The organism is Porticoccus sp., assembly GCA_023261185.1.
GTDB classification, from domain to species: domain Bacteria; phylum Pseudomonadota; class Gammaproteobacteria; order Pseudomonadales; family Porticoccaceae; genus Porticoccus; species Porticoccus litoralis.
This window is the reverse complement of record JALRJN010000003.1, coordinates 1-11,775: the sequence shown is the minus strand read 5'-3', so window position 1 is coordinate 11,775 and position 11,775 is coordinate 1. Positions and strand designations below refer to the sequence as shown.

Genomic DNA, 11,775 nt, shown 5'->3' with positions numbered 1-11,775 from the left:
TGCGGGAAGCCGATACCGAAGTGCCCGGCATGGATCGACTCAATGTCGAGCTGGTCAATTTCATGAACGAGCAGTTGCTTGATATCGCCTCTCCTTCCAACTTCTTGCCCACCAACCCCGAGGTACTCAAGGTCACCTGGGATAACAAAGGCAAGAACCTGCTGGAAGGCATTGGCAACATGCAGCGGGATATCCAGAAAAAACTGCTCAAAGATGATCGCCCGGATATGGGCGACTACAAGGTGGGCGAGAACCTCGGGGTCACCCCGGGCCAGGTGATTTATCAAAACCACCTTATTGAGGTCATCCAGTACAGCCCGGCAACAGAAACAGTCGCAAAAGAGCCACTGCTGATCGTCCCCGCCTGGATCATGAAATACTACATTCTCGACCTGCTGCCGGAAAATTCCATGGTGAATTATCTGGTTGGCCAGGGCAAAACTGTATTTATGATCTCCTGGAAAAACCCTGACAAGGACGACCGCGAGCTGGACCTGGATGATTACCTTAAACACGGTTTTCTCGCAGCTCTAGATGCCGTCAAAGCCGTGGTTCCCGACACTAAAATCAACACCATGGGGTATTGCATCGGCGGTACCCTGCTTTCCATTGGCGCGGCTTATTTGGCCAGAGAAGACGACGACAGCCTGAACAGCGTCACCCTGTTGGCAGCACAGGTGGATTTCACCGAAGCCGGAGAGATTACTCGCTTCCTCGGCGCCAGCCAGCTGGCATTCCTTGACAGCATGATGTGGACCGACGGCTACCTTGAAGCAGCCAGTATGGGCGGTGCCTTTAAAGCACTGCGAGCCCAGGACATGATCTGGAATCCCGCCGTGGAACGCTACTACATGGGCCGGGAGTCAAAACCCATTCCACTGATGGCCTGGAATGCCGATGGCACCCGAATGCCCGCAGCCATGCACAGCCGCTACCTGCATGAACTCTTCGTGGAAAACCGCCTGACGCAATGCAAATTCCTGATCGATGACAAGCCCATTGCTATTCAGGATGTTCGCGTGCCGTTTTTTGTAGTCGGCACTACCGCCGATCACGTTGCACCCTGGGTATCTGTTTACAAAATACATCACATCGCACGCAGTGATATCACCTTCCTGCTCACCAGCGGCGGCCACAACGCCGGTATCGCCTGTGGCCCGGAACACCCCCGGCGCACTTACCAGGTGGCGTTTCGGGAGTCCACCGACAAGTACATCGACCCCGACAGCTGGGTGGCATCGCAGGAAACACACACCGGCTCCTGGTGGCCTGTGCTTGACCTGTGGCTCGACCAGCAGTGCAGTGAAGAAGTGGCACCACCCCCCATCGGCGCACCTGATCAGGGTTACAACGTGTTGTGGCCGGCGCCGGGAAAATACGTGTTTGGATAATGCCACTCAAGCACTGGCATTCTGATGCCCGGTTGCTACAATCCGCCGCCCGACAAACTCACCATTGGCTGACCAGCTTTGACGACGCTGAATCCACAACAACGCGCTGCCGTTAAATACATTGACGGGCCCTTGCTGGTACTGGCCGGTGCGGGCAGCGGTAAAACCAGTGTGATCACCCAGAAAATTGCCTACCTGATCCAGCAATGCGGCATCAGCGCCCGTCATATTGCCGCGGTGACCTTTACCAACAAGGCCGCCAGGGAAATGAAGGAACGCGCAGGCAAGCTGGTCAAGGGTAATGAAGCCAGCGGCCTGACAGTTTCCACTTTCCACAACCTCGGCCTGAATATTATCCGTCGAGAAATCAGACAGCTGGGATACAAACCGGGGTTTTCCATTTTTGATGCCGAAGACGGGAAAACACTGCTGCGTGAGTTGATGGTCAAGAGCTCCGACCTGGATTCAGATCACCTTGACCTGATGCAACACCAAATATCCCAGTGGAAGAATGATTTACAGACACCGGAAGACGCACTCTCAAAAGCCGGCAGTGGCGGCGAGCAGGCCATGGCCTTGGTCTACAAGCGCTACACGGAAGCACTGCGCGCCTATAACGCCGTGGATTTTGACGACCTGATTCTTATCCCTACGCTGCTGTTCCAACGGTCTCCAGAGACTCTGGAAAAATGGCAGAATCGGATTCGCTACCTACTGGTGGACGAATACCAGGACACCAACTTTGCCCAGTACCAACTGGTAAAACTTCTGGTGGGCACTCGCCGCTCTCTGACCGTGGTCGGCGATGATGACCAGTCCATCTATGCCTGGCGTGGTGCCCGACCTGAAAACTTGCAACAGCTGCAGGATGACTTCCCGGAACTTCATGTGATCAAACTGGAACAGAATTATCGTTCCACCGGGCGTATTCTGCGAGCGGCCAACCGCCTGATCGACAATAACCCCCACCTGTTCAGCAAGGCTCTGTGGAGCGAACTGGGACCTGGGGATCCACTGCGGCTGATTCGCACCGATAACGAAGATGCGGAAACGGAGCGGGTGGTGAATGAAATTATCAACCTGCGCCTGCGAAAAAGCTGCCACTACCGTGACTTCGCCGTACTCTACCGTGGCAATCACCAGGCTCGATTACTGGAATTGAAACTCCAGGCTCAGGGAGTTCCTTACCACCTCAGTGGCGGCACTTCGTTTTATGCCCGCACGGAAATCAAAGACATCATGGCCTACCTGAGGCTGATGGTGAACAGTGCCGACGACAACGCTTTCCTGCGCATTATTAACACCCCTCGTCGCCAGATCGGGACCAGCACACTGGAAAAGCTGGGCACCTATGCGAACCAGAGGGAAATCCCCCTGATGGAAGCCATTGACGAGGTGGGGTTTCAGTCCCAACTGTCGCCACAACACCTGGAACGCCTACAGCGTTTCCGCCACTGGATAGAACAGGTGGCGCGCCAATGCAGCAACGGCGACCCTGTGGCGGCGATAAAGGAGATGATCGACGACATCGATTACGAGGGATGGCTGCATCAGAACGCCAGCAGCTCAGCAGTGGCCGAAAAGCGCATGGAAAATGTTCACTTCCTGGTAGCACAAATCAAACAGCTGTTGCTTAAGGATGACTTGGATATTCCGGGAGAAGAAGGCAGTGGCGACACCGCCGTGGAAGATGCCATTGCCAAACTGATTCTGCGAGACCTCCTCGACCGCCAGGAAGAGGACTCCGCCGATGACAAAGTGCAACTAATGACACTACATGCGGCAAAAGGCCTGGAATTTCCCCACGTATTTCTGATTGGCATGGAAGAGGGGATACTCCCACACCGAAACAGCATTGACGAAGAGAATATTGAAGAGGAGCGGCGCCTTGCCTATGTCGGTATCACCCGCGCGCGCTTGACCCTGACCATGACCATGGCGGCACGGCGTAAATTGTTCGGGGAAGTCTCGGAAACCACGCCAAGCCGTTTTCTCGACGAGCTACCCCAGGAAGATCTGGAAACAGAGGGTATGGGTAATAGCGATCCGGAAGTCGGTAAAAAGAAAGGCCGGGAATCTCTGGATGCCTTGAAAGGCCTGTTTGCTTAATCGAGCTTAGCAACCTGCTGAAAAACAAACTTTCTAATTACTGCGCTATTCTCACTGCGGCTGATCGAGTAAGCGTCCTGGCCATGTCCAGGCCTGAACTCGAAAACGCCGACGAAAGCGAATGCGCAGACTGTATTAAAACCCTGTTTGCCGACATCAACGGAAATGGGATTTTTCTCCCTCATCAATTCGTTGCGCAGGCCTACAGCGGTTTATTGCAAGAAGCCGCTGAACTGACCTCATCATTGGGCATCAGCCAAAATAGCTAAAGGGTCAACCCTGCTATAAATAAAATGGCAGGGCCGACCTCAGGCTGATCTCCTCTGCAGAAAGATCACAACCATAGGCCAGCACTTCCACACCGGCATCCATCGCTTCCCGTAAAGTCTGCCCGTACACCGGATCAATCTCATCCGCTGGCCCCACCGATTGCGCACCGCTGTGTTGTACACAGAAGACCAGTACGGCCCGGTGCCCCTGCTCCACCATCGCCATCAACTCCCGCAGGTGTTTGGCTCCCCGAATTGTGACTGCATCCGGAAATAGTACGCGCCCATCTCCAACACCCAAGGTAGTATTTTTCACTTCCACGTAGCAGCGCCGCTCGCCGTCGATCAACAACAGGTCGATACGGCTGTTCTCATCCCCGTACTTCACCTCAGGGCGAATTTCACTGTACTCCTGCAACTCGGCGATCACCCCACTCTCAATGGCTTCACGCACCAGCTTGTTGGGCCGCCCGGTGTTCACCCCGGCAAGAAATCCATCCGGTGTGCTGGTAATTTCCAGAGTACCGGGCAACTTGCGTTTCGGGTCATTGGAACGGGAAAACCAACATGGAGTTTCCGGTGCCCAGCAGTTCTTCATGGAACCGGTGTTGGGACAATGAATGGTCATCTCTTCACCATTTGCTAAGCGGATGTCCGCAAGAAAGCGCTTATAGCGCTTCAGCAATATTGCCTGCTCCAGTGGCGGCTCTATCTTCATAACTTCTTTATCCTTTTAACGCCCGTCGCAAACGATCTACTGCCACCTCCAGCCGCGGCAATGATTCCGTATAGGCAAAGCGAATATGTTGGCGGGCCTTGTTATGCCCAAAGTCAGTCCCCGGCGTGCAGGCAATGCCGTGCTCACGAAGCAACTGCCAGCAGAACGCCTCGCAATCATCAGTAAAGGTGGAGACATCGGCATAAAGATAAAAGGCACCCTCAGGCACACGATCAATACGAAACCCCAGTTCTCGCAGGGCCGGCAGTAAAAAATCACGACGCGCCTGGAAGGCCTGACGCCGTTGCTCAAGAATCTCTCGAGTGTCCGGTTGAAATGCGGCCAGCGCGGCATACTGGGCAATACTGGGGCTGGCGATATAAAAATTCTGCGCCATCACGGTCAGGGTATCGATCACTGGCTCGGGGACGACCATCCAGCCAAGCCGCCAGCCGGTCATGCCGAAGTACTTGGAAAAGCTGTTAATGACAAACAGGTCGTCGGCCACAGACAGTGCTGAGCTCAATGGCACATCACTATAGGTCAGACCATGGTAGATCTCATCAACGATCAAGGTCCCCTGTTGCGCCTTCACCTGACGATAAAGCTCCGCCAGTTGCTGTTGATCTATCACGGTACCGGTTGGGTTACTCGGAGAAGCCACCATAGCGGCCACCGAATTGGGGCGCCAGTATTCCTCCACACTGGCGGCACTGAGCTGGTAATTCTCATCCGGCCCCACCGGCACCAACTGCGGCTCGGCATCCAGGCGTCTCACAAAATTGGCATTACAGGGATAGCCCGGGTCGGCCAGTAACAACCCGTCGCCGGGATTCAGCAATAGCTCACAGACCATACCCAGCGCCGCACTGCTGCCGGTAGTAACAATCACGCGGCGAGCATCAATCTCGACCTCGTACTGTTCTGCGTAGAAATCGGCAATGGCCTGACGCAGCTCGGGAATCCCACAGGAAGGGGTATAACCCGTGCGCCCCTCCGTCATAGCCACCCTGGCGGCTTCGAGAATTGGCGCAGCGGTTTCAAACCGCGGCTCGCCAATTTCCATGTGAATAATATCCCGCCCCTGCGCTTCAAGAGACTGTGCCGCCTCTAGAAAATCCACCACTTTAAAGGAGGTGAGGTTGCGGGTGCGGTTGGCCAGTTTCGTCACTGCAGCTCCATCATGATCAGGGAATGCCATTCTCAAGCAAGGCTATGGCACGGCATTATGTCCTGAATGCCGGACAAAGCCTACAGCGCCCAACCCCCGCCAAAGGCCCACCGGGTCGGGTGATTTGACCTTCCACTGACACCACTAATCAAAAAAGCACGTTTTTACTTGAAAAATTTCTCCGCTGGCACTATAAACGCGGGTCTCGTAACTCACCGAGACTGAAAAAGATGCCAAAAAAAGCAGAAACTGCCACCGTTGCTTCCCTTCACGGCTTTTCTCCCTATAAGGAGAAAAAGAGTGAGGAGTACATGAATGAGAACCAGCGTGAGCATTTCAAACAAATTCTGCTGGCCTGGAAAAGAGAACTCATGGAAGAAGTGGACCGCACCGTCTCTCATATGAAAGATGAGGCTGCCAACTTCCCTGATCCAGCTGACCGGGCGACACAAGAAGAAGAATTTAGCCTTGAACTGCGCACCAGGGATCGCGAACGTAAACTGATCAAGAAAATTGACAGCACCATGGAGCGTATCGAAAACGACGACTATGGTTTCTGCGATCAGTGCGGTATCGAAATCGGTATTCGTCGACTCGAAGCACGCCCTACAGCCAACCTGTGCGTGGACTGTAAAACCCTCGACGAAATCAAGGAAAAACAGCTCACCGGCGGCTGATCCTGAAGGAAGCGGCACTGCCGCTTCCAATCCCCTCGCATGGTATCCCCTGCAACGCCCTATATCGGACGCTTCGCGCCTTCACCCACCGGCCCCCTGCATTTTGGCTCCCTGGCTACTGCTGTCGCCAGCTATCTCGATGCCCGGCATTACCACGGGCAATGGCTGCTGCGCATGGAAGATATCGACCCCCCACGGGAAATGGCAGGTGCCGCAGATCTGATTCTCCAGCAATTGGAAATTCATGCCCTGCACTGGGATAGCAAGGTACTTTTCCAGAGCACACGCAGTGATGCCTATCGGGAGACGTTAAAGCAGCTCGAGGCTGATGGCTTAATCTATCGCTGTCATTGCAGTCGCCAGCAACTGAAGGAACGAGGTGGTCTTCACCCCCGCCGCTGCACCTACACCGGTAACCCGGATAAGCCCCATGCATTGCGCCTGGCCGTGGCCGACGAGAGCGAAATCAACTATACCGACCTTTTCCAGGGCCAGCAGCACCAGCACATCAAACAGGAAGTCGGTGACTTTGTGTTGCACCGTAAAGACGGCTTATTCGCCTATCAGTTAGCGGTGGTACTGGACGATGCCTTTCAGGGCGTAAACCACGTCATACGCGGCAGCGACCTGCTGGATTCCACAGCACGACAGATCTACCTGCAGCAACTGCTGGGTGTCGCTTCACCTCAGTATGGCCACCTACCTGTTGCCGTGGATACTGCAGGTAACAAACTCAGCAAACAGAACATGGCCCCCCCTGTTGAAAGAACCACTCCCACACTTAATCTCTGGGTCGCCATGCAATGGCTGGGGATGACTCCGCCTCAAGCCCTGCAACAGGCAACACCGGGCGAACTGATCACCTGGGCCATACCCCACTGGGATCGCAAGGCCGTTCCGGGCCTCATCCAGCAGCTGGCACCATAAAGTCTACAATTGCCCCTGTCACAGGGAGGTGTGCTACCAGCAAGTTATTCCCCGGGCTTGCATCCAGGTAACAACAAGGTAACACTAACAACGGCACGAACATTCCCCTTTGCGGCAGGCGTTTCATGGATTCCATCCTGATTGTCGAAGACGAAGACAGCATTCGAAGCTCTATCAAGAAACTGCTTAACGGCCAGCTCTTTGAAACCAGCGAGGCCAACAGCATCCAGGATGCACTCGACAAATACGATCTGACAGACTTCTCGCTAATCATCAGCGACTTGCGACTTCCGGGTGCCCCCGGCACCGACCTGATCCAGCTAGCCGGCGATGTGCCAGTGCTGATCATGACCAGCTATGCAAGCCTCAAGTCCGCCGTGGAAACCATGCGTATGGGCGCCGTGGACTTTATTCCAAAGCCCTTCGATTCCAAGGAACTGCTTGATGCCGTGCGGCGAATTCTGGACAACCCCAAGCCAGCTCATTCTCTCAAGGCACCGGACCTGTCCGGAAGAGGCATGATCGGCTCCAGTGCCGCGATGAAGTCCGTGTTTAATATTATTCAGAAAGTGGCGCAGACCGATGCCACGGTACTGATTCATGGCGAAACCGGCACCGGTAAGGAACTTGCCGCCAGCGCCATACACAACGAAAGCAATCGCTACCGTGGCCAGCTTATCTGCGTCAACTGTGCAGCCATTCCCGAAACACTTATCGAAGCGGAACTATTTGGCCATGAAAAAGGCGCATTCACCGGCGCATCCTCAGCCCGCAAGGGCCTGGTCACGGCGGCGGATGGCGGCACTCTGTTTCTAGACGAGATTGGAGAACTTCCCCTCGAAGCCCAAGCGAGGCTACTGCGCGTTCTACAGGAAAAAGAAGTTCGCCCTATCGGTTCAGTGAAGTCACACAAGGTGGATGTACGACTGGTCGCGGCAACCCACCGCAACCTGAAAAAGCTCTGCGAACAGGGCAGCTTCCGGGAAGACCTTTTTTACCGCATCAATGTTGTCAATCTCGACCTGCCCCCGTTGCGAGAACGCGGTAAGGACGTTCTGGAGATTGCCGATATGCTGCTGGAAAAGCAGTGTGAAAAACTTAAAAAGCCCCATCTCAAACTTGCCCCTGATGCCATTCAGGCAATCACCACCTACCACTGGCCAGGCAATATCCGTGAGCTGGAGAACTCCCTGGAACGCGCCACCATTCTCTGCGACGAAAACGAACAGATCACCCACGACCTGCTAGGCATTGACCTGTCGCTGGTTGAGATTGACGAGGAGTTGGAACAGCGCAGCAGCCATACATTCCGTCAGACCAATATCGATCCCCCGGAAGGGCTCTCACTGGAAGACTATTTCACCCGGTTTGTACTCGAACACCAGGAAGCCATGAGTGAAACAGAGCTGTCCAAAAAGCTGGGCATCAGCCGTAAGTGCCTCTGGGAACGCCGCCAAAAACTGGGTATCCCGCGCAAGAAAGACGCCTAACCCACTAAAGTGTCACCTAATTTGTTACTTTTTTCCGCACCCATGCGTGTATATAGGTAACACTTTTAGCCCAAAAAGTGTGATCTGCGTCTCAAAAAAAATTTAACTTATTGTATGATAAATAAATTTTATTTTTGGCACACTTCCTGCTCTATCACATGTACAATAAAAACAGCTGATAATTAAAAAAATAAATAATAAAAATAAACAATTGGATGGATTGCTAACCGGTTGATTAGGGGGGTAGACCCGTCGACCTATAGCCTATGGGATACAAGGGAAGCTTTCGGGCTTCCCTTTTTTAATGCCAATCGCCAGGGTCTCGACACCAATATCGTCAACAGGAGCGTCCTTCGCACCCCCTGTGCTAGAATGCGTCTTTCCCGTTTAAGCACATCACCAATGCTGAAAAAGATCGCCAGCTACTTCCGCAAAGACCCGCTACCCATCCTCCCGGGGGAACCCCATACAATCCCCTCCGGCGACCACCCTATTAGCCCCCGTCAAATCACTTCCGGTGCAAAAAAAGTGGTGGAGCAGTTGGTCAGCGATGGCTATGAAGCCTACCTTGTCGGCGGCTGTGTACGCGACCTCCTGTTGGGTATGCAACCCAAGGATTTTGATGTCGCCACTGACGCCACTCCTGAAGAGGTCAACCGACTGTTTCGCCGCGCGCGTATCATTGGCAGACGCTTCCAGATTGTTCATGTACGCATGGGCAAAGAAGTCATCGAGGTCACCACATTCCGCGCCAGCCACACGGCAGAGCACAAGGGACGTGATCAGTCACGACGCTCTTCCAAGGGTCTGTTGTTGAGAGACAATATTTTTGGCTCGGTAACTGAAGATGCCTGTCGCCGTGACTTCACCATGAATGCCCTGTATTACCACCCACAGGACAACAGCGTTTTTGACTATGCCGATGGACTGAGTGACATTCAGCAACGGCTGATACGCGTTATCGGCAACGCCGAAGAGCGTTACCGGGAAGACCCGGTGAGAATGCTCAGAGCTGTCCGCTTTGCCGCCAAGCTGGGATTCAGGATCGAAGAAAACAGCGCCCGAGCCATTGGCAAACTCGGGCACCTGCTCGCCGATATCCCTCCCGCCAGACTATTTGATGAAGTACTAAAGCTCCTGATGCATGGCCATGCACTGGCCACCTTCCGGCTGCTCCGGGAGTTCGGCCTGTTCAAACTGCTGTTCCCCGCCACGGAAGAAGCGCTGTCAAAGGACCCCGGCTATTACCTCGAATTTCTCGAGCAGGCCATGACCAATACCGACAAGCGCATTCGTGCGGATAAACGGGTGACACCCGCTTTCCTGCTGGGCGCCATCCTCTGGCCTGCCGTTCTGGAAAGACGCAAGGCCTTTGAAAGCGGTAACAGCTCCCCCGTCTACGCCCTGCAACAGGCGGCCGGCGAAGTGGTTCACCGAGCCTGCCAGCGCATATCCATTCCGAGACGCTTCAGCATGCCTATGAGGGAGATCTGGGAACTGCAACTGCGCCTGCCGCGCCGCGCCGGCACCCAGGCATCCCGCCTGATGGAAAACAACCGTTTCCGCGCCGGCTATGACTTTCTGCTGTTGCGCGAAGACGCCGGAGAAATCGAGCCCGGTCTGGGTGAATGGTGGACCCGCTTCCAGGAAGCCAATGAACACACGCAAGAGGAAATGACCAGCAACCTGGATCAACCCAAATCGCGCCGCCGTCGCCGCCGCCCGCGCAAACGTTCCTCCGCACCCCAGGGCGACCATGACTGAAGTGGTCTATATTGGCCTCGGCAGTAACCTGGCCGACCCACTGGATCAATTGCAACGCGCCTCCCTCGCCCTCAGCAATCTGCCAGACACCACCCTGTCCGCCTTATCCAGCTGGTACCAGACACCACCCATGGGGCCACAGGACCAGCCCGACTACCTCAATGGCGTGGCGCAACTGAACACTACCCTCCCCCCTACCCAACTGTTACAGGCACTGCAGGCCATTGAGCAGGATCATCAACGAGTACGGGAACACCACTGGGGACCGAGAACGTTGGATCTGGATATTTTGCTCTACGGCGATCAGGTCATTGACCTTCCGGAATTAAAAATTCCTCACCCGGGTATATACCAGAGAAATTTCGTGTTGTTGCCGCTGGCGGAGATCAATGCTCAACTGAGATTCCCGGACGGCAACACCCTGGCAATGCGCTTGGAAAATTGTCCATCTGAAGGTATCGTTCGCCTCTCGCCTGGAGATTTCTGTGGAACAACTGGCTAACGATCTGGATCTTGCTCTCGAGGATTACAAGCTGCCGGGCTTCATTGCCGTGGAAGGTCCCATCGGCGTGGGGAAAACCACACTGGCCAAGCGTCTGGCCAGCAGCTTCAACTACGAAACCCTGTTGGAACAGGCCGAGCAGAACCCGTTTCTCGAACGCTTTTACGAAGACCCCCGCAGCGGTGCATTGCCCACCCAACTTCACTTCCTGTTCCAGCGCACCAAACAGATTCAGGAGTTGCGCCAGGGGGATATCTTCCAACAGGTACGGGTGGCAGACTTCCTTATCGATAAAGACCAGCTTTTCGCCCAGGTCACCCTCGACGACGACGAACTCAAACTCTATCAGACGGTATATCAGCAGCTCACGATCGACGCACCAAAACCCGATCTGGTGATCTACCTGCAAGCTCCCACTGAGGTGTTGCTGGAACGCATACAGCGCCGCGGCATTGAGATCGAGCAGTCCATTGAGGCCCGCTATCTGGAACAACTCAACGAAGCTTACACACGTTTTTTCTATTATTACGATGATGCCCCCCTGCTGATCGTTAATGCCACTGACATCGATCTCAGCAGTAATGAGGAGGACTACCAGAATCTGGTGAGCTACATGCTCAACATCAAGTCCGGGCGCCATTACTACAACCCCCAGGCAAGCCTCTGAACGCCTCCTGGGTACCGAGCCATCCAATGGAACCGATTCGTCCATGAAAACTGTCACCATCCACACCCTGCGCGACCTCAAATCCCGGGG

Annotated in this window: 11 protein-coding genes; 9 read left to right on the top strand and 2 right to left on the bottom strand. The window is 54.5% G+C overall.

Annotated elements, in window-relative coordinates:
* From ACYZYZ_RS00315 to ACYZYZ_RS00305, 3 genes are all read left to right on the top strand, one after another.
* A partial coding sequence (locus tag ACYZYZ_RS00315; protein WP_461482854.1) for a PHA/PHB synthase family protein occupies window positions 1-1,391 on the top strand: 1,391 nt, incomplete at its 5' end.
* A 78-nt stretch (window positions 1,392-1,469) separates the two neighbouring features.
* Entirely contained in the window at window positions 1,470-3,500 is a 2,031-nt protein-coding gene (rep, locus tag ACYZYZ_RS00310) for a DNA helicase Rep (RefSeq protein ID WP_305169885.1), read from the top strand.
* 83 nt (window positions 3,501-3,583) lie between these two features.
* The gene (locus tag ACYZYZ_RS00305) at window positions 3,584-3,769 is read left to right on the top strand and encodes a hypothetical protein (RefSeq protein WP_305169884.1); all 186 of its coding nucleotides are present in this window, start codon (window positions 3,584-3,586) and stop codon (window positions 3,767-3,769) included.
* A 13-nt stretch (window positions 3,770-3,782) separates the two neighbouring features.
* Here ACYZYZ_RS00305 and sfsA read toward each other — a convergent pair whose 3' ends face one another.
* Window positions 3,783-4,487, bottom strand: a complete 705-nt coding sequence (sfsA, locus tag ACYZYZ_RS00300; RefSeq protein WP_461482853.1) for a DNA/RNA nuclease SfsA — start codon at window positions 4,485-4,487, stop codon at window positions 3,783-3,785.
* A 7-nt stretch (window positions 4,488-4,494) separates the two neighbouring features.
* The gene (locus tag ACYZYZ_RS00295; RefSeq protein ID WP_461482852.1) at window positions 4,495-5,658 is read right to left on the bottom strand and encodes a pyridoxal phosphate-dependent aminotransferase; all 1,164 of its coding nucleotides are present in this window, start codon (window positions 5,656-5,658) and stop codon (window positions 4,495-4,497) included.
* A 230-nt stretch (window positions 5,659-5,888) separates the two neighbouring features.
* Between ACYZYZ_RS00295 and dksA the strand changes: the two genes are divergently transcribed.
* The 6 genes from dksA to ACYZYZ_RS00265 all read left to right on the top strand — a co-directional run bounded on the left by dksA (window position 5,889) and on the right by ACYZYZ_RS00265 (window position 11,685).
* The gene (gene dksA, locus ACYZYZ_RS00290) at window positions 5,889-6,335 is read left to right on the top strand and encodes an RNA polymerase-binding protein DksA (protein ID WP_305169881.1); all 447 of its coding nucleotides are present in this window, start codon (window positions 5,889-5,891) and stop codon (window positions 6,333-6,335) included.
* Between the two features lie 39 nt (window positions 6,336-6,374).
* Window positions 6,375-7,262: a tRNA glutamyl-Q(34) synthetase GluQRS gene (gene gluQRS / locus ACYZYZ_RS00285; RefSeq protein ID WP_461482851.1), complete on the top strand. Its 888-nt coding sequence runs from the start codon at window positions 6,375-6,377 to the stop codon at window positions 7,260-7,262.
* A gap of 125 nt (window positions 7,263-7,387) precedes the next feature.
* Window positions 7,388-8,752 carry a sigma-54-dependent transcriptional regulator gene (locus ACYZYZ_RS00280; RefSeq protein ID WP_461482850.1) on the top strand — a complete coding sequence of 455 codons (1,365 nt, stop codon included), beginning with the start codon at window positions 7,388-7,390 and terminating at the stop codon, window positions 8,750-8,752.
* Between the two features lie 402 nt (window positions 8,753-9,154).
* On the top strand, window positions 9,155-10,516 hold the full coding sequence (pcnB, locus tag ACYZYZ_RS00275) for a polynucleotide adenylyltransferase PcnB (protein WP_461482849.1): 1,362 nt from the start codon (window positions 9,155-9,157) through the stop codon (window positions 10,514-10,516).
* Window positions 10,509-11,018 (top strand): 2-amino-4-hydroxy-6-hydroxymethyldihydropteridine diphosphokinase, encoded by a 510-nt coding sequence (folK, locus tag ACYZYZ_RS00270; protein ID WP_305169877.1) that lies wholly within the window; start codon window positions 10,509-10,511, stop codon window positions 11,016-11,018. The genes pcnB and folK overlap by 8 nt, the downstream gene beginning before the upstream one ends.
* Window positions 11,002-11,685, top strand: a complete 684-nt coding sequence (locus ACYZYZ_RS00265; RefSeq protein ID WP_305169876.1) for a deoxynucleoside kinase — start codon at window positions 11,002-11,004, stop codon at window positions 11,683-11,685. Before folK ends, ACYZYZ_RS00265 begins: the two co-directional genes overlap by 17 nt.
* Window positions 11,686-11,775 lie beyond the last annotated feature (90 nt).

Coding starts and splice junctions, on each gene's coding strand:
- ACYZYZ_RS00305 (WP_305169884.1), top strand. CDS start 3,584: ATGTCCAGGCCTGAACTCGAAAACGCCGACGAAAGCGAATGCGCAGAC.
- sfsA (WP_461482853.1), bottom strand. CDS start 4,487: ATGAAGATAGAGCCGCCACTGGAGCAGGCAATATTGCTGAAGCGCTAT.
- dksA (WP_305169881.1), top strand. CDS start 5,889: ATGCCAAAAAAAGCAGAAACTGCCACCGTTGCTTCCCTTCACGGCTTT.
- gluQRS (WP_461482851.1), top strand. CDS start 6,375: ATGGTATCCCCTGCAACGCCCTATATCGGACGCTTCGCGCCTTCACCC.
- ACYZYZ_RS00280 (WP_461482850.1), top strand. CDS start 7,388: ATGGATTCCATCCTGATTGTCGAAGACGAAGACAGCATTCGAAGCTCT.
- pcnB (WP_461482849.1), top strand. CDS start 9,155: ATGCTGAAAAAGATCGCCAGCTACTTCCGCAAAGACCCGCTACCCATC.
- folK (WP_305169877.1), top strand. CDS start 10,509: ATGACTGAAGTGGTCTATATTGGCCTCGGCAGTAACCTGGCCGACCCA.